This window comes from Glutamicibacter sp. JC586, assembly GCF_009805585.1.
Classification (GTDB): domain Bacteria; phylum Actinomycetota; class Actinomycetes; order Actinomycetales; family Micrococcaceae; genus Glutamicibacter.
This window is the reverse complement of record NZ_VHIN01000010.1, coordinates 427861-445008: the sequence shown is the minus strand read 5'-3', so window position 1 is coordinate 445008 and position 17148 is coordinate 427861. Positions and strand designations below refer to the sequence as shown.

Below are 17148 nucleotides of genomic sequence, written 5' to 3'. Positions count from 1 at the left end.
CCGTGTTATTCAAGGGATAACAACTTGAACATTTCAGTAAGTTTGGTTGATTCTTACTCTAATCCACAATCCGACAAATAAGATCCTCAAGCTGAGTCGAGCATGGTAGTGACACGATTTAGACCCCCGAAAGACCTGATCAACCGATGTTCGAAACCCACACCGCAGCGCTTGCGCGGGCGCCGAGCTGAACCGGTGAATTCTTCTGGTTGACGCGAACCGTGATGGTATCGGAAAAATCTGCGGCCACTGAAACACTGAGTTGTACTCCAACTCGCATGCCCTGATCTGAAAAGTATTGGAGTAGTTGCGAGTCATCATCGGCAATTCGTTCAATCATGACCTGGCTGCCATCGGTGGCCTCGCTGAGGTTAATCGCTTCGGGGACGCTGATAAGACCCTCGGCGGTGGGAATCGGGTCGCCGTGCGGATCTCGGGTTGGATAATCTAGCAGGTCGTCAATGCGCTCAATCATGAAATCTGAAACGGCATGTTCCAGATTTTCGGCCTCGTCATGAACTTGATCCCATCGGTAGCCGAGCATTTGAACGAGGAAAGTCTCCACAAGTCGATGGCGTCGCACCATAGTCATCGCGTAGGTGCGACCCAGCTCGGTGAGCGTGACGGCTCCGTAGGGTGCATGATCCAGCAGGCCCTGTTGGCGTAGTTTGCTCAGCGCACCAGAGACTGTTGACAGCTTCATTCCGGCTTTGCTCGCAATGATGCTGGGGGTCACCGGTTCACTCGACCACTCGTTGAGTCCATAGATGATCTTGAGATAGTTTTGCGCGCTATCTGAAAGTTGATTAACCGACACGAACTCCATCTTAGTCATTGGCGAGACGCGCGTGCCCAGATGCTGGTTCGAAACAACGGAACAGATCGAGAATAAATCTGAATTATTCAGTGTTCTGGGCGACAGCTCACGAAAAACAACAGGTCATGGCGTTGAGAATACGATGGATCTTGGCGAAGATCGACGGCTGATGTTGACAATAAATTCGTGGTGGTGGAGACTGTGTAATCGATTCCATGGAATCGATTACACGTGAGCAAAGGGGCTAACGCGATGAACGCCGTCACCATAAAGGACGTGGCACAGGCAGCCGGAGTATCTTCGGCCACGGCCTCGCGCGTTCTTTCAGGGCACTCCGCCACGTCGGCCGAATCTCGTGAAAAAGTTGAAGCCGCAGCTAAGAATCTGGGCTTTGTCCCCAATGCTCAGGCCCGTTCACTTCGCTCCACGAAGACCGACACTATTGCGTTGCTGATTTCTGATGTTCGCAACCCCTACTTCTCGGACCTCGCCCACGCTGTAGAGCAACAAGCACTCGAAGCTGGCATGATGACCTTCATCGGCAACGCCAATGAAGACAGCGAACAACAAGACAAGTTCCTCGCCGCAATGCTCTCCCGTCGTGTTGATGGATTGATCGTTGTTCCCCAAGGCCTAGACGAGGATTCAGAGCATCCGAGCGAAATGATGCAGCGGATCGTTTCCTCGGGCACACCTTTGGTCTTTGTGGACCGCACCCTACCTCAGCTGAACATTCCATCGATCTCCGCCTCCAGTGCCACTGCCTTGAATGAAGCCATCGGAGAGCTCAAAGCACTGGGGCATCAAAACATCGCGTTTTTGGGCGGACCAGCACACGCATCCACAGCACGCGAACGACACAGCGCCTTTGATGCAGCGCTCGAAGCCAACGGGCTAACGACCGAGAAAAGTTTGCACTTCGCCGGTGACTTCCGGGCCGCCTCGGGTGCCGACGGCGCCCATTGGGTGCTGAGACATCAGCTGGAACCAACGGCCGTGATCATCGCGGATGCGCCAATGGCCATTGGCGCTCTGACCGTATGGCGCGAAGCCGGGATTAGGGTAGGTGCCGACCTCTCGGTGATCGCTTTTGACGAAGTCGATGCGATGCTCATGCATCATCCACCGATCGCAACCATTAGCCATGACTTGCACTCGATGGGCAGAGCCGCAGTCACTGCGCTGCAATCGGTGATGGCCGACAAAGAGCCAGAACCCCAAGAATTTATTAGCCAATTCACCCCTCGGGCGTCCCTCGCCCAGGCTTCGGTAACTCCTGGAGCATAGGTGCATGGAAGGAACAAAAATGAGTAATGACGCTCTGCTGGTCCTGGACAAGGTCTGCAAGTCCTTCGGCCCGGTGCAGGTCATCGATGACGTCACCGTGGAAGTACATGCAGGAAAAGTCTCGGTACTCCTAGGTGAAAACGGCGCCGGCAAGTCCACCCTGATCAAGATGATCGCCGGAGTGCATGAACCTGACGCCGGACAGATCCTGTTCAAGGGACAACCGGTCAGGATTCGAGACACCAAGACATCTGAAGCGCTGGGCATTGCCACCATCCACCAGGAACTAAATCTGGTGCCCTCGATGAGCATTGCTGAGAACATCACCTTGGGCCGCGTACCGCGCAAATTCGGGGTCATCAACCGCCGCGAAATGCGCAAGATTGCCCGCGAGGCACTGGCCAAACTAGAACTGGATCTTGACGTCAACACCCCAGTGGGCGACTTGGGTCTAGCCCAACAACAGCTGGTAGAAATTGCCAAGGCGTTGAGTCTCGATGCCCGCGTGCTGATCCTGGATGAACCCACCGCGGCGTTGACCACTACGGAAATTGAGCACCTATTTAGCGTGATCAACCAGCTGAAAGCTCAAGGGGTCGGTATGGTCTTCATCAGCCACCACCTCGATGAGATCGCGGCCATCGGTGACTTTGTGAACGTGCTGCGCGATGGCAAATTCATCGCCACCGTTCCGGCCGATACCGAGGAAAACGAACTGGTCCGCCTCATGGTGGGACGCGACATCGACGCACAGTTCCCTCGTGTAGCCACAGAACCAGGTCAGAATCCACTACTCAGCGTTCAAAACCTCAGCGATGGGCGACTGGACGATATTTCCCTTGAAGTACGGCCCGGGGAAGTTGTGGCCTTGGCTGGCTTGATGGGAGCCGGTCGCACCGAACTGATCCGCGCGATCGCCGGAGCGGACAAATACACCTCGGGCACCGTGAAGGTCAATGGCAAGAAGCTGGCTAGCTTTGACGTAGCAGCAGCCACCCGCGCCGGCATTGGCCATGTGCCAGAAGATCGCAAAACCCAAGGCCTAGTCTTGGACGCGTCAGTAGCCGAGAACATCGGCTATGCCACCATGGCAGCAACCGCCAAGAACGGCCTGGTTGACCGTAAGGGTCAAAAGGCGCGGGCACAAAAAGTCGCTGAGCGACTACGGATCCGAATGGGAAATATCGACCAACCAATCCGTTCGCTCTCCGGTGGAAACCAGCAGAAGGCAGTCTTCGGACGTTGGTTCACCGCAGGAGCCAAGGTCTTGCTACTTGATGAGCCAACTCGCGGAGTGGACGTCGGAGCAAAGGTCGAAATTTATGAATTGATCAATGAGATCACAGCCTCCGGAGGCTGCGTTTTGATGGCTTCCAGTGAGCTGCCCGAAGTCTTGGGCATGTCAGACCGCGTCGTGGTGATGAGCCAAGGACGCATCGCCGGGGAATTGGCCACACCAGAAGCAACCCAGGACGCCATAATGGCCCTGGCTATTAGCAATGTGCATCGCGAAGAAGAGATGGGAATCAAGTAAATGAGCAGCGTAGCTACTGCCCCGAAGAAGGGCTTCGACTTCAAAGCCTTCCTGGCCAATAACGGTGCGCTGGTTGGCTTGGTTATCCTCTGCCTGGCGCTATTTATCGCCACACCACGTTTTCTCACCGGACCCAATCTGCTGAACATCGGTATCCAGGTTTCGACCATCGCGGTGATGGCCTTTGGCATGACCTTCGTGATCGTGGCTGCCGGTATTGACCTCTCGGTAGGTTCGGTCGCAGCCCTGTCGGCGATGGGTTCGTCCTATGCAGTAACCACCGCAGGACTGCCTGACGCATTGGCCATTCCCGTGGGTCTGGCCATTGGTGCCCTGAGTGGGTGGGTGACCGGCGCGATGAGTGCCTACGGCAAGCTGCCCACCTTCATCGCCTCGTTGGCGATGCTCACAGTGGTGCGAGGTTTGACCCTGGTCATTTCCGATGGTCGCCCGATTTCCACCGGTTCGTCGGTTTCATGGTTGGGTGATGACCTGGGTCCGATTCCGATGCCGATCATCATTTTGATGCTCTCTGGCCTGCTAGCAGCTTTTGTGCTCAACCGCACCGTGATGGGCAAGAACGCTTTTGCTGTCGGTGGCAACACTGAAGCTGCACGACTCTCGGGTATCCCAGTCAAGCGCGTACTGGTAACCGTCTTTGTGATTTCCGGTCTGTTTGCAGCGCTCTCCGGCATGATCCTAGCCGGCCGTTTGGACTCGGCACAGCCCACCTTGGCTTCCGGTTATGAATTAGATGCCATTGCCGCGGTAGTCATCGGTGGCGCCTCCCTCTCCGGTGGCGTAGGCCGGATTTCCGGGACCTTGATCGGTGCGCTGGTCTTGGCCGTGATCCGCAATGGCCTGAACCTACTTTCGGTTTCCGCCTTCTGGCAGCAAGTGGTCATCGGCGCGGTGATCGCGATCGCCGTCGGCTTTGACGTGTTGCGCCGCAAGAACGTCAAGCACTAATCCTTTACTACTCACATTCATTGTTCAAAGGAGAACACAGCATGAAAAAACTGATCCGCACCACAGCAGCAATCACCCTGTCACTCGGCCTGGCCGCATCGCTAGCGGCGTGTAACCGTGGAGAATCCGCAGCTGACGGTGCTTCGGCAACCTTGGCCGTTTCCACGCTCAATAACCCATTCTTTGTAGACCTGCGTGATGGCGCTCAGAAGGAAGCCGACGCACTGGGCATGGACCTGTCGGTAGTGGACGCGCAGAATGACTCTGCGACCCAGGCTAACCAGCTGGCTACCGCTGCAACCAACGGTTCGGCCGGTGTGATCATCAACGCTGTTGATACTGAAACCGCTGAAGCTGGACTGGCGCCGGTGGTCAAGGCCAATTTGCCGATCGTCGCTGTGGACCGTTCGGTTGGCGAGACCAAGATTGCTTCCTTCGTAGCTTCGGATAACGTGGCCGGTGGAGCTCAGGCGGCTAAGGCGCTGGCCGAATCCATTAACGGCAAGGGCAAGATCATCATTCTCGAAGGTGTCCCTGGAGCCTCGGCAACTAATGAACGCGGTGAAGGATTCACCAAGGGCCTAGCCGAGTACAAGGATATCGACGTGGTTTCCAAGCAGACCGCGAACTTCGACCGAGCAGAAGCTTTGGACGTAGTCACCAACCTGATGCAGTCCAACCCAGATACCGTGGGTGTCTTGGCGATGAATGACGAAATGGCCCTCGGCGCCATCCAGGCACTGGGCGATAAAGCAGGCAAGGGCGTGAAGGTCCTAGGCTTTGACGGAACCGATGATGGATTCAAGGCAGTGAAGGCCGGCACCATGGTGGCAACCATTGCGCAGAACCCAGCGGAACTGGGCAAGCAGTCGGTCCAGATGCTCTCCAAATCCATCAACGGCGAAGACGTTGAAGCCAACGTGCAGGTGGCAGTGGATACTGTTGATTCAAAGAACATTGCTGACTACTCAGACAAGTAGTCTTCAAGTAGTAGCAATTTAGGCACCGGTAGTGACCGGCCGCCGGGTCGAGGGAAGTAGAAGGAATAACCATGCAGCAGGACATCCAAGTCACCATCGTGGGATCAAGCAATGTAGACATCACCGCATTGATGGCACGATTGCCTGGTCCTGGAGAGACCGTGCTGGCCGATTCCTACCAACTCTCGCCCGGTGGCAAGGGTGCCAACCAAGCGCTAGCTGCTCAGTTAGCCGGAGCAAAAACCGAATTCATCGGTGCAGTGGGCAATGATTCGCACTCCGAGGTGGCCCTAGGCCAGCTGGAGGAAGCCGGTGTGAAAACTGACCGAGTGGCTCGCAGTACCCAACCGACCGGTGTAGCCATCATTCAGGTGGACTCCGGTGCGGAGAACTCCATCGCCGTGGTTTCTGGCGCAAATTCGACCGTCACTGATGAAGCAGTGAAGTCCGCCGGAGCTATCGATGGAATTCTCGTCCTGCAGGGCGAGATCCCAGCCTCGGGTATCAAGGCGGCCATGGACGCGGCCAGCGATCGTATCGTGCTAAACCTCGCGCCAGTTATCGAATTGGATCGTGACTACTTGCTCAAAGCCAACCCGCTGGTTGTCAATGAGCATGAAGCCGAAGCAGTACTTCATCAGTTGAATCCAGATCTGACGATGCGATTTGACGGTCACTATGAGCGTTTAGCTGGCTTGCTCATCGAAGAGGGCATTACCAGCGTGGTCATTACCCTCGGTGCTGCAGGTTGTTTAGTCGCTGACAAATTCCCGGCAGAAAATGGCGGAGCTCAGGTTCGTCCACTGCCAGCGGTGAAGGTCAAAGCGGTAGATACTACCGGCGCCGGTGACGCCTTCACCGGGGCATTAGCTGCACGACTGGCCAATGGTGATGAGCTTCCACAGGCAGCCGAGTTTGCCGGCAAATTTGCCGCGCTGACTGTGCAGGCTCACGGTGCCCAAGCTTCCTACCCACGTTCACTTGAGAACCTTTAAAACAATCTCCTAAGCAAGACCAGAAGGAAGCCTTCGTGCTGAAATCCGAAATCCTCAACGCGCCACTTTTAGGTGCGTTGGCCACCTGCGGTCACACCGATACTGTGGTGATCGCCGACTGCGGCCTGCCGCTTCCAAAAGGCCCGATCGTCATCGACCTAGCCTTGGCGCAAGGACTGCTCAGCTTTGAACAGGTGCTCGATGTGTTGACTCGCAACATGGTGATCGAACGCAGCACCTTGGCAACAGAAGCCAAGGATGGTGCGGTCCAAGATTTGTGCACCGGTAAAGGACTGGAAGCTGAGTTCATCTCTCACGAGGAACTCAAAGCTGAACTACCAGCAGCCAAGATCATTGTTCGCACCGGTGAATCGACGCCCTATGCAAATGTGATTCTGCACTGTGGAGTGGCTTTCTAAACTGCCAAGGAGACGGCCCGTATTTGCACTTGCAAATGAGGTGAACAGCATGCGTGATGCGGTTCTCCACCGATGCTCGTCAAGCAGCACAAGGTAGCCCTTCAGCCCAAGCTATCGTCACAGACTCCCTGCGCCCACACACGCGAACCGGAGCTAAGATAGCAGCGGCGCAGCAGCTCCAAAGCGAAAAGCTATTGCCTGCGCATCGTTTAGCGGCGGGACTACGTCCCTTGATCGGCAAACTTCATCATCCAATGCGGTGTGCCGATCCCAACGGCGGCTATTAGCCTTAGGCTACTTCTAGTTCGTTACTCAGCGTGTTTAACTCTTCTAAGGTCGGTGGCATTGCACCGGGGCGACGAACGGTCAAAGCACCGGCCGCTACAGCGCTACGGCCCAGCTGTTCGAGTTGCACAGATGACAAATCGGCGCTCCCATAACCCAGCAAGCCGTAAATCAGTGCGGACATAAATGAGTCGCCGGCGCCGATGGTATCGGCGACCTCGCTGCGCACCGCAGGTATCTGAACTTGATCAGTCAGAGTGCTCAACGTGGCGCCATCGGCCCCGCGGGTGAGTACTACGATCCGAGGACCGAGCTCAAGAATCGTGCTGGCCACCTGCGCCAGTTCAACATCTGGGTAAAGCCATGCTGCGTCTTCGTCGCTAAGTTTCACAACATCGCACAAGGCTGCGGTGCGTTCAAAGGTTGCTCGCGCTTGAACATGTTCGCCCACTAAAGCGGGTCGAATATTCGGATCGTAGGTGACCAAGGCTTGGCCCTTGGCCTGCGCCAAGAGCTGCGCCACGGCCTCGACTCCAGGCTGCAGAAATGTTGCAATGGATCCGGCGTGCACAATTTTGGGCACAGTCTCCAGCGTGTGGCGCGCTAGTTCCCAATGGATATCAAATTCGTAGCGGGCGGACCCATCGGCCAAGAGTACTGCGGTGGCTGAAGCAGTGCGCTGTAAATTCACGCTACCCGGCTGCAACTTCACATTTGCGGTGCTCAGATGATTTTGGATTTGTTCTCCGAACTCATCATCGCCTAGGGCTGTCAGTAGGCTAACGTCTACGCCTAGCCGTCCCAGACCAAAAGCCACGTTGGCTGGTGAACCCCCAGGATGGGCAACAGATCCCTCCGTGGTGGAGACAATATCGATCAGGGCTTCGCCGATGACCAAGACGTCATGTGATCCGGATTGTGGGTTGGTGGTAATCATCAGTGATCTCTTTACTGTGCGAAGTATGGCGAAACAATGGGCACTGGGCACGGAGTATTCTTCCGTGTCCAGTGCCCATGAATTGTGCTGGGCGATGGCCGAGCTTAGGCGGTAGCAGCACCGGTCATGATGGCCACCGCGTCGGTCATGCTGTGTGACTGCGGGGTGATCGTCGCTGCGCACTTGCCCAGACGCTGGATGTGAATCCGGTCAGCCACGTCAAAGACGTGAGGCATATTGTGACTGATCAAGATCACTGGCAGGCCACGCTCACGCAGATCACGAACCAGCTGGAGAACCTGATTGGATTCGCGAACACCTAAAGCTGCGGTGGGCTCATCGAGCACCACGACCTTGGAACCGAAGGCCGCCGCACGAGCCACCGCCACTGCCTGACGCTGACCACCAGAGAGGTTCTCCACCGGAACGGTGACATCCTGCAAAGTGGAAATACCCAGTCGGGTCAGTTCATCACGAGCCTGCTTGCGCATGCCCTTACTATCCAGCATGCGCAGCACGCTGCCCAGCAGCCCTGGCTTACGCAGTTCGCGACCCAAGAACAGGTTGGAAGCAACATCCAGCGCGGGGGAGACCGCTAGGTTCTGGTACACGGTTTCAATGCCATGCGCTCTAGCATCTTGCGGACGCTTGAACGATACCTGCTCGCCGGAAACATAGAGTTCGCCAGAGTCCGGAACCTCGGCGCCGGTCAGGCACTTGATCAACGTGGACTTACCGGCACCGTTATCGCCGATCACCGCCAGCACTTCGCCGGGGTACAGATCCAGGCTCACCCCGTCCAAGCCGACCACGCGGCCAAAGGTCTTGACCAAGTTGCGGGCACGTAGGATCGGTTCACGAGTTGTTACTTCAGGAGTAATTGATTCAGTCATGGTCATGACTTCGCCTTTCGAATCCACTGGTCCACGGACACAGCAACGATGATCAAGATACCTACGGCCAGGGTTTGGTACAGCACATCCAGGCCAGCTAACGACAGACCATTACGGAAGACGCCGACGATCAATGCACCCAGCAGCGTGCCCCAAACCGAACCGCGACCACCAAACAGGCTGGTGCCGCCGATAACCACTGCCGTGATTGAGTCAAGGTTCAAATCCAAGCCAGCGTTAGGGCTAGCGGAATTGGTACGACCAATCTGCAACCAGGCGCAGATCGCCAGCACGGATCCGGCTGCAAGGTAAACGCTCATGAGTACCTTGTTCACCGGAATACCCGCCAGACGGGCAGCTTCCTTGTCGTCGCCTACCGCGTATACATGGCGACCCCATGCGGTTTTGCCCAAGATGTAGGCAATGACCAAGTAGAGCAGGATCATCACGATGACGCCGGTGGAGATGCGCACCGAACCGATTGGGAAGGTATGACCAGTCCAGGTCAGTAGGTCTGGCATATCGCTACCGCGAACGGTGGCGCCGTTGGAGTAGAGCAAGGTCAGCGCCACAAAGACGTTCAGTGTTCCCAGGGTGACAATAAACGGAGGGAGCTTGAACTTGGTGACCAAGAAGCCGTTGATGGCACCGGTCGCCAGACCAGTGAGCAAGCCAACGAACAAAGCGATCACACCGGAAATACCGTTGTCCACTGCCAGCTGCGCCATCACCATCGAGGCCAGGATCATGCCCGCGCCCACCGAGAGATCAATGCCGGCGGTGAGAATCACCAGGGTCTGGGCGATGGCGATGGTGCCCACCACCGAAACCTGCTGGGTGATCAATGACAGGTTTTCTACACGCAGGAAGCGTTCGTTCAGAAGCCCGAAAACAATCACCGAGACAAGCAGTACCAGTGCTGGGCTCAGGGCAGGATAACGGTGTAGGGCTTGGCGTACTTTTCCGAGCGTGGTTTGGCGGTCAAGGAATTCTTCTGCCAGATCACCCTTCTTACTGCTCGGAGGGCTGGCGATTTTTTGCTGAGTCACGATAAATCCTGATCTTCGTTGATGAATGTCGAGGGATTGATGGGGTTACTTGCCCCAGCAGATCTTGCCGGCCTCGGCAGCGTCGATGCTTTCAACACCGCTGACCTTTTCTTCGGTGACCAGCTTGCTACCGGTGTTGAAGAAGTCCAGACCTTCACTGGTCTCTGGCTTTTCGCCGGTCTTGGCCATATCTGAAATGGCTTTCACGCCCATTTCGGCCATCTTTACTGGGTACTGCTGTGCGGTGGCATCGATGATGCCCTTCTCCACGTTGGAGACACCGGAGCAACCACCATCGATGGAGACCACGAGGGTGTCCTTGTCCTTGCCTGCGGACTTTAGTGCCTCGTATGCACCGGCTGCAGCTGGTTCGTTGATGGTGTACACCACGTTGATATCTGGGTTGGCGGCCAGCAAGGTTTCCATCGCGGTGCGTCCGCCGTCTTCGGCGCCTTGGGATGCCTGGTTGCCAGCGATTTCGTAGTCGCCGCCCTTGCCGCCGGTGTACTTGCCGGATTTGGCTTCGTCGCCGTTCTTCTTTTCATCGGCGGTATCGATACCCATGCCCTTGAGGAAGCCTTGGTCGCGGGTGTAGTCCACGGAAACCAGCTTGTCGTCGAAGAGGTCAACCAGGCCGATGACTGCCTTTTTGCCTTCAAGTTTGGCGGCGGTCCACTGGCCGATTTGCTCGCCGGCGGCGAAGTTGTCGGTGGCGAAGGTGATATCCGCTGCGTCGGCAGGGTCTGGTGGGGTATCCAGCGCGATGACGTACAGACCTGCGTCGCGGGCCTTCTTCAGGGCGTCGACAACCGATGGGCCGTTAGGGGTGATGAGGATTCCCTTGTCGCCGTCCGAGATGGCGTTTTCGATTGCCTGGATCTGGGTGGCCTCGTCGCCATCTGACTTTCCTGCGGCCAGCTTCAGGTCCACGCCGTCGGTTTCTGCTGCCTTTTTGGCACCGTCTTGCATGGAAACGAAGAAGGGGTTGGTGGTGGTCTTCACGATCAGCGAGACGCCGACTTTTCCGTCTGCCGAAGCTTCAGCGGAGTCAGAACCCGAGCAGGCCGAGAGGGAGAGGGCTGCTAAGCCCAAAACTGCGCCTGCTGCAAGCATGCGGGTGGTGCGGGTGCGACGTGCTGGGAAATTTGCCATTTGGTGCTCCTTTGCGGGTGGGCTTTGATCAAGCCCTGACAACGTGATCATGTAGAATGTAAGCTGGGTCACAAGCAAGAGTCAATAGAAAGAGGAAATATTTTGACAACGATGTCAAAACTGAGTGTCAGCGGAGGGTCGAAACCCAGACCCACCATGAAGCACGTAGCGGCCCTTGCTGGTGTAGGAATCAAGACCGTTTCACGTGTCATGAATGACGAAGCGGGAGTTTCGCAGGCCACCAAGGAAAAGGTTCTACTGGCTGCCAAGCAACTGAACTATGAACTGGACGTCACTGCGGGCAGTCTGCGGCGCACTAGCCGACGGACCAATACGGTGGGCTTGCTCCTACCTAGTGTCTCTAACCCCTTTAGCGCCGAGATTCACCGGGCCATGGAGGATGCGCTGATCAAAAAAGGCGTCGCAGTTTTTGCTGCCAGTCTTGATGATGAACCGGAGCGGGAGGAGGCAATGGTCCGCGCGTTCCTCGGTCGTCGCGTGGACGGGATGGTGCTCACTCCCATTGCAACCAACCAAGCGCACATCATTCCGGATCACTCCCGCGAGCTGCCTGTGGTCTTCATTGACCGTGAACCAGTTGGGTTACAAGCCGATGCGGTGGTGGCTGATAATGCGGTGGGTGCAGCCAAGGCTGCTAAACATCTTTTTGATGGCGGGCACCGGAAAATTGCCTATCTAGGTGACCGAACGGATATTCAAACAGCGCGCGAACGTCGTCGTGGATTCAACGAAGCGCTCAGCGAATTAGGTGTAGTGACATCCGCGTTGCCGGTGAGGGAAAATCTGCACGACGTTGAGTCTGCACGGTTGGCCGCAATCGAAATCCTGACCTCCCAGGACCCACCGACAGCTCTCTTTTCCAGTCAGAACCTGGTGACTTTTGGGTGCATGAGGGCGCTACGAGAACTCGGGCTGAACCATAAGGTTGCGTTGGTTGGTTTTGATGATTTTGCTCTGTCGGACATGGTGGATCCAGGTGTCACGGTGATCGCTCAGCATCCGGAAAAGATTGGCGCCCTCGCAGCCGAACGGTTGATGGCCAGGATTGAGGGCGATAGCCAGCCGCCACAGACCTACGTTGTTGAAACCACCATGATTATCCGCGGCTCAGGGGAAATTCCGCCGCCTACTAACTGACTCAACGATCCCTAGATTTAAGTGCGCGAGTGAAAGGCCAGTGTTTTGGAACAGAGGACTTTGTATGCAGAATTTACCGTCAAAGAGGGGCATGAAGCCCGCGTGGCAGAAATGATGAACGAACTTGCTGCCCGCGTACGTCAAGAGCCGGGAAATGTCATGTTCCTGCCCTATGTGCGCGAGGAGAATCCCCGTGAATATTTCGTGTTTGAAATCTACGCGGATGAACAAGCATTCCAAGATCACATCAGCGCAGACTATGGAGCTGTGTTCAATAACGAACTGACTGAACACATCGAGGGGGAAGGCTCCGAACTGACCTGGCTGCGCCCAATCGAGTAGAACCTGCAGTAAACAGATGGCCGCACGGGCAGATGCCCGTGGGGCTAATTTTCGTGCCAAAACTAGTTTGACCTGTAAAAATATTACTTTATTGGATCTCTTGAATTGTCTTGTGGACTTCGCCTACAGTCCTAGCTGTCGACAACGTTGTCTACCTCGTCATCCGTCAACCAGAGAGTCCAAGCAATGCCACAATGTAGTGCTCGAACTAAAAAAGCTTTCTCGCTTCTGAGTATCGCTTCCCTGAGCTTAGGAGTCGGTCTTGTCAGCGCAACGCCAGCCGGCGCTGCCAACCTTGGAGATGAAACTTACCGCCCGGGCGTGCATTTCAGTCCCGAGAAGAACTGGATGAATGACCCTAACGGCATGGTCTTCTACAAAGGCGTTTATCACCTGTACTTCCAGCACAATCCCAAGGGAAACACGTGGGGCAACATGTCGTGGGGACACGCGACCTCCAAAGATCTTGTGCACTGGGATCAGCAACCTCTGGCTATCGCCGGTGACGGGCAGGAAGATATTTTCTCCGGCAGCGTTGTCGTAGACAAAAACAACAGTTCGGGGTTCGGTACCGCTAAAAACCCTCCGTTGATCGCCATCTACACCAGCGCCTACAAGGCTGGTTCAAAATACCAAGGACTACAGGCACAGTCCTTGGCCTACAGTTTGGACGAGGGACAGACCTGGACCAAATACAAAAACAATCCCGTGGTCAACAGAGATTCGGCAAATTTCCGTGACCCGAAGGTCTTTTGGTACACCGGCAAAGACGGCAAGGGCTACTGGGTGATGACCGCAGTAGAGGCCACCGAGCACAAGGCAGTGCTCTACAAGTCTGAGAACCTCAAAGACTGGACGAAGCTCAGCGAATTCGGTCCAGCCAACGCCACCGGTGGCGTCTGGGAATGCCCCGACCTTTTCCCGCTCGCAGTTGACGGGGACCCCAACAACGTCAAATGGGTCATGGTCATTAACATGAATCCCGGCGGGATCTCAGGCGGTTCGGCCGGGCAATACTTCGTCGGTGATTTTGACGGCAAGACCTTTACCTCCGAAAGCACCAAACCAGCACCCACCATGCCCGAAGGCAAACTGATCGCCGGATTTAATGACGGGACCTATGACGGTTGGACGGTGAACAATGATTCCGCCGATGAACAGAACGGTCCGTTTGGAACCAAACCAGCTGCCGGGACCATTCCTGGCCAGCAGGAAGTCAGCGGTTACAAGGGCGCTGGCCTGGTCAACGGATTCCTCGGCCTCGACAAGCCAACCGGTAGCATGCTCTCGGATCCATTCACCATTGACCAGGATTACCTGAACTTCCTGATTGGCGGTGGCAAACACCCACGAATCAGCGACAAACGAGAGAATAATGCACCAGCCGGTGACCTGCTCTTCGACGGGTTCGAAGTTCCAGAAGGAGCAACCCTTGCTGACTTCGGCTGGAGGGGTACCGGAGCACTTGCATCGGAAAACCTACCGTTCAAGGGTGGGAACATGGCAATCGGATCCCACGTGATCAACACGTGGGAAGTTGACGGTGGCAGTGACGACAAGACCGGTACCGCCACCTCACCAGAATTCACGATTACCAAGGACCGCATTGGCATGCTTGTCGGCGGCGGTCACCGACGCAATGACCCAAGCCAACAACTCGAAGTTCAGCTCATCGTGGGCGGCAAGGTGGTTGATACCGTAGCCGGCGATAATGCTGGAGCCATGAATTGGAAGTCATGGGAGGTTGCTCAGTACAAGGGAGAGAAAGCTCAGATTAAGGTAGTCGACCAGGCTACCGGAAGTTGGGGACACCTGACTTTGGACAACGTGGTGCAAACCGATGAAGAAGTTGTTCCTCGTTCGGATGACACCAGCGTCAACCTGTTGATCGATGACAAGACGGTTCGTTCAACCACGGGTTCTGACAGCGAAAGCTTGGACTTCGCTTCATGGAACGTGAAGGAATTTGCCGGTAAAAAAGCCCAAATCGAAATCGTGGATAACAACCGCGAGGGCTGGGGCCATATCTTGGCTGATGAATTCACGCTCTCCAACACAGCTGCCAAGTCGTCATTGGAGAGCTACGACTGGCTCGACTACGGACGTGACTACTACGCTTCGGTATCTTTTGCGAACTTGCCGCAGGATCAGCGCATCATGATGGGGTGGATGAATAACTGGGATTATGCCAACGACATCCCCACCGATCCATGGCGTAGTGCCAACTCGTTGCCACGCAAGGTTGGACTGACTCAAACCGAGGATGGCCCACGCCTGACCCAGAAGCCCGTTGACCAGATCAACAAACTTGCAGTGAAACCACAATACAAGGCGGGGAAGCAGAGCATCGCTGAAGGAACGCACGTACTGCCAGCGGCTGCGTCGGGTTCCATCGCCAAGGTTGAGGTAACTTTTGATCCTGGTACGGCGAAGACTTCTGGCATCACCGTGCACTCGGACGCAACCAGCTCCACGGTCGTAGGCTATGACGCTGATGCAAAGAAGGTTTATGTGGACCGTACTAATTCGGGCAACGTGGGCTTCAACCCGAACTTTGCTTCCGTTGAACAAATGCCGGTTCAGCTCAACGAGAAGGGTGAAGTGACCTTGCAGGTCTATTTGGACCGTTCCTCGGTTGAAGTCTTCGCCCAGAACGGGCAGCGCACGCTTACCGATCAGGTCTTCCCTAATAAAGGAGCCGATCAACTAGCACTATTCGCTAAGGGTGGCACAGCGAAGCTCAAGTCGCTGAAGGTCACCCCGCTGCAACCATCGATGTTCTCCAATACAACTAAATAACATCATTATTGGTGCGGACTGTTCCACAGGGAAACCGGTGAAACAGCCCGCACCGTTAGTTTAAGTAAGCCCACAGCCCCGGAAGCTAGTATCGACGGTATGGATCAGGACGCTAAAGAGAACGAGCAAACGAATGCCTTCTCCCGAATTGCGCCAGAAGCGGGGCTACTGTTGGGAGCCGGACGTGCGATTCTGATGCAATTGGCGCATCCGCAAATTGGATTAGCCATTGATAAGCATTCTGACTTTGCCAGCAATCCGCTGAGCCGACTGATCCATACTCTCGGATACATTTATGCCCTGAGCAACGGCACTGCCGAACAACAACGCACGATGATCAACTACGTAAACGCCGCTCACCGCAATGTTCACAGTCCGCGGGATCTGGTCAAGAAAACGCCGGCCTATTCGGCTCTTGACCCGAAACTACAGCTCTGGGTTGCCGCCACACTTTTTGACTCCGCCAGGGTCATCGCCGCCCAAGTCTTACCCGGGGATATCCAGCACAATGAAGCGTTGTATCGGCAGTACACTCGGCTTGGTCGAGCGCTACAGATGCCAAGCACTTTCTGGCCAGCAACACTGGGCGAGTTTGATCAGTACGTCATCCAAACTCAAGAAAAGTTGTGCGTGAACGAGCGGATCCGCGCTCTCGCCGACGAATTATTTACCGGCAGAAACGCGCCATGGTGGATTCGATGGGGTCTGCCACTGATACGAGATGTCACCATCGCTCAATTGCCAACGGGTATTCGAGAACAGTTCGGTTTTGTCCTTAGCCGAAAGATTTACCGGCGCAATGCCGCAGTGATTCGCGTGGTGCGGTGGGCTACCAGGATCTTGCCCGTTTGGATCCGACACCTACCTATGCGGCTAATGCTTCGCCGCATAGACCAGCTGGCTCAAGACTAGGGCTATTCCTCTATCTCCCTTGCACGGCGAGGAATTAGGATGCGCGGCAGGATCAACAGTAGGAACAGGGTAACTACGACAAGGAAACCACCTACGCCTGCACCGATCTGCCAGCCGAATAGTACTTGCAACACAAACCAAACGCATCCTGAGACCAGCAGACCCACGCCGATTCCGACTATCTTGAGTACCGCGTGACCTAAACTTACCGTTTGCCTTTTCAGCCTTTGTCCAAAGAAATAACGGTGGACAGCCACCGGGGTGATCAACAGAAGAATCAGTAATGTCGCGGCAACAAGAAGCACAATGTAGATCAATTCTTCATTGCGGTTGAGCATGTCGAATCGTGCCTGGAAGGGCAGGACTACAAGGAATGCAGCCAAGATCTGTACGCCCGTTTGCATCACGCGCATCTCTTGGAGCAGTTCATTCCACTGTCGGTGTGCGGCGCCGTCACTTGAATCGGGATGAGACTGCGTATTCATGCGGTGACTCCTGTAGATGCTCAGGGCATTTGCCTGTTTGCGTACTGATTTCACACCTTAATAGAGGCTGATGACAATCGGCAAGGAGTCGCGGGGATCAGCCCATTGTGTCGGTGCCGTTGCCTATGGTGGAAC

The 17148-nt window shown here is 55.6% G+C and carries 17 protein-coding genes; 11 read left to right on the top strand and 6 right to left on the bottom strand.

Annotated features, from left to right (window positions below; genetic code table 11):
- Nucleotides 1-139: 139 nt before the first annotated feature.
- Nucleotides 140-817: a metal-dependent transcriptional regulator gene (locus tag FJV47_RS10010; RefSeq protein WP_159612506.1), complete on the bottom strand. Its 678-nt coding sequence runs from the start codon at nucleotides 815-817 to the stop codon at nucleotides 140-142.
- Nucleotides 818-1069: 252 nt separating this feature from the next.
- Here FJV47_RS10010 and FJV47_RS10005 point away from each other — a divergent pair, with 252 nt between their 5' ends.
- From FJV47_RS10005 to FJV47_RS09975, 7 genes are all read left to right on the top strand, one after another.
- A complete protein-coding gene (locus FJV47_RS10005) occupies nucleotides 1070-2104 on the top strand; it encodes a LacI family DNA-binding transcriptional regulator (protein ID WP_159612504.1) in 1035 nt (344 codons plus the stop codon).
- 19 nt (nucleotides 2105-2123) lie between these two features.
- Complete coding sequence (locus FJV47_RS10000) at nucleotides 2124-3638, top strand: sugar ABC transporter ATP-binding protein (RefSeq protein WP_159612502.1); 1515 nt, start codon at nucleotides 2124-2126, stop codon at nucleotides 3636-3638.
- A complete protein-coding gene (locus FJV47_RS09995; RefSeq protein WP_159612500.1) occupies nucleotides 3639-4607 on the top strand; it encodes an ABC transporter permease in 969 nt (322 codons plus the stop codon).
- Nucleotides 4608-4648: 41 nt separating this feature from the next.
- A complete protein-coding gene (locus FJV47_RS09990) occupies nucleotides 4649-5587 on the top strand; it encodes a substrate-binding domain-containing protein (protein ID WP_159612498.1) in 939 nt (312 codons plus the stop codon).
- A 71-nt stretch (nucleotides 5588-5658) separates the two neighbouring features.
- Nucleotides 5659-6582 carry a ribokinase gene (locus FJV47_RS09985; RefSeq protein ID WP_159612496.1) on the top strand — a complete coding sequence of 308 codons (924 nt, stop codon included), beginning with the start codon at nucleotides 5659-5661 and terminating at the stop codon, nucleotides 6580-6582.
- Nucleotides 6583-6617: 35 nt separating this feature from the next.
- Entirely contained in the window at nucleotides 6618-7001 is a 384-nt protein-coding gene (rbsD, locus tag FJV47_RS09980) for a D-ribose pyranase (protein WP_159612494.1), read from the top strand.
- A 53-nt stretch (nucleotides 7002-7054) separates the two neighbouring features.
- Nucleotides 7055-7288 (top strand): hypothetical protein, encoded by a 234-nt coding sequence (locus tag FJV47_RS09975; RefSeq protein WP_159612492.1) that lies wholly within the window; start codon nucleotides 7055-7057, stop codon nucleotides 7286-7288.
- 2 nt (nucleotides 7289-7290) lie between these two features.
- On the opposite strand, the gene FJV47_RS09970 is transcribed toward FJV47_RS09975, so the two are convergent.
- From FJV47_RS09970 to FJV47_RS09955, 4 genes are all read right to left on the bottom strand, one after another.
- Entirely contained in the window at nucleotides 7291-8223 is a 933-nt protein-coding gene (locus FJV47_RS09970) for a carbohydrate kinase (protein ID WP_159612490.1), read from the bottom strand.
- A gap of 104 nt (nucleotides 8224-8327) precedes the next feature.
- Nucleotides 8328-9122: an ATP-binding cassette domain-containing protein gene (locus FJV47_RS09965; protein WP_159612488.1), complete on the bottom strand. Its 795-nt coding sequence runs from the start codon at nucleotides 9120-9122 to the stop codon at nucleotides 8328-8330.
- Nucleotides 9119-10165: an ABC transporter permease gene (locus tag FJV47_RS09960; protein ID WP_159612486.1), complete on the bottom strand. Its 1047-nt coding sequence runs from the start codon at nucleotides 10163-10165 to the stop codon at nucleotides 9119-9121. The genes FJV47_RS09965 and FJV47_RS09960 overlap by 4 nt, the downstream gene beginning before the upstream one ends.
- 45 nt (nucleotides 10166-10210) lie before the next feature.
- The gene (locus FJV47_RS09955) at nucleotides 10211-11317 is read right to left on the bottom strand and encodes a substrate-binding domain-containing protein (RefSeq protein WP_159612484.1); all 1107 of its coding nucleotides are present in this window, start codon (nucleotides 11315-11317) and stop codon (nucleotides 10211-10213) included.
- A 156-nt stretch (nucleotides 11318-11473) separates the two neighbouring features.
- On the opposite strand from FJV47_RS09955, the gene FJV47_RS09950 reads away from it, so the two are divergent.
- The 4 genes from FJV47_RS09950 (at nucleotide 11474) to FJV47_RS09935 (ending at nucleotide 16528) form a co-directional block, all read left to right on the top strand.
- Nucleotides 11474-12475: a LacI family DNA-binding transcriptional regulator gene (locus FJV47_RS09950; protein ID WP_159613138.1), complete on the top strand. Its 1002-nt coding sequence runs from the start codon at nucleotides 11474-11476 to the stop codon at nucleotides 12473-12475.
- 45 nt (nucleotides 12476-12520) lie between these two features.
- Nucleotides 12521-12817 (top strand): putative quinol monooxygenase, encoded by a 297-nt coding sequence (locus FJV47_RS09945; protein WP_159612482.1) that lies wholly within the window; start codon nucleotides 12521-12523, stop codon nucleotides 12815-12817.
- 186 nt (nucleotides 12818-13003) lie between these two features.
- Nucleotides 13004-15616 carry a GH32 C-terminal domain-containing protein gene (locus tag FJV47_RS09940; RefSeq protein ID WP_159612480.1) on the top strand — a complete coding sequence of 871 codons (2613 nt, stop codon included), beginning with the start codon at nucleotides 13004-13006 and terminating at the stop codon, nucleotides 15614-15616.
- 99 nt (nucleotides 15617-15715) lie between these two features.
- On the top strand, nucleotides 15716-16528 hold the full coding sequence (locus FJV47_RS09935) for an oxygenase MpaB family protein (protein WP_159612478.1): 813 nt from the start codon (nucleotides 15716-15718) through the stop codon (nucleotides 16526-16528).
- A gap of 2 nt (nucleotides 16529-16530) precedes the next feature.
- Here the strand turns inward: FJV47_RS09935 and FJV47_RS09930 are convergent, their stop codons facing one another.
- Nucleotides 16531-17013, bottom strand: a complete 483-nt coding sequence (locus FJV47_RS09930; RefSeq protein WP_159612476.1) for a DUF6328 family protein — start codon at nucleotides 17011-17013, stop codon at nucleotides 16531-16533.
- Between the last annotated feature and the right edge of the window lie 135 nt (nucleotides 17014-17148).

Coding starts and splice junctions, on each gene's coding strand:
- FJV47_RS10005 (WP_159612504.1), top strand. CDS start 1,070: ATGAACGCCGTCACCATAAAGGACGTGGCACAGGCAGCCGGAGTATCT.
- FJV47_RS10000 (WP_159612502.1), top strand. CDS start 2,124: ATGAGTAATGACGCTCTGCTGGTCCTGGACAAGGTCTGCAAGTCCTTC.
- FJV47_RS09995 (WP_159612500.1), top strand. CDS start 3,639: ATGAGCAGCGTAGCTACTGCCCCGAAGAAGGGCTTCGACTTCAAAGCC.
- FJV47_RS09990 (WP_159612498.1), top strand. CDS start 4,649: ATGAAAAAACTGATCCGCACCACAGCAGCAATCACCCTGTCACTCGGC.
- FJV47_RS09985 (WP_159612496.1), top strand. CDS start 5,659: ATGCAGCAGGACATCCAAGTCACCATCGTGGGATCAAGCAATGTAGAC.
- FJV47_RS09970 (WP_159612490.1), bottom strand. CDS start 8,223: ATGATTACCACCAACCCACAATCCGGATCACATGACGTCTTGGTCATC.
- FJV47_RS09965 (WP_159612488.1), bottom strand. CDS start 9,122: ATGACCATGACTGAATCAATTACTCCTGAAGTAACAACTCGTGAACCG.
- FJV47_RS09955 (WP_159612484.1), bottom strand. CDS start 11,317: ATGGCAAATTTCCCAGCACGTCGCACCCGCACCACCCGCATGCTTGCA.
- FJV47_RS09950 (WP_159613138.1), top strand. CDS start 11,474: ATGAAGCACGTAGCGGCCCTTGCTGGTGTAGGAATCAAGACCGTTTCA.
- FJV47_RS09940 (WP_159612480.1), top strand. CDS start 13,004: ATGCCACAATGTAGTGCTCGAACTAAAAAAGCTTTCTCGCTTCTGAGT.
- FJV47_RS09935 (WP_159612478.1), top strand. CDS start 15,716: ATGGATCAGGACGCTAAAGAGAACGAGCAAACGAATGCCTTCTCCCGA.
- FJV47_RS09930 (WP_159612476.1), bottom strand. CDS start 17,013: ATGAATACGCAGTCTCATCCCGATTCAAGTGACGGCGCCGCACACCGA.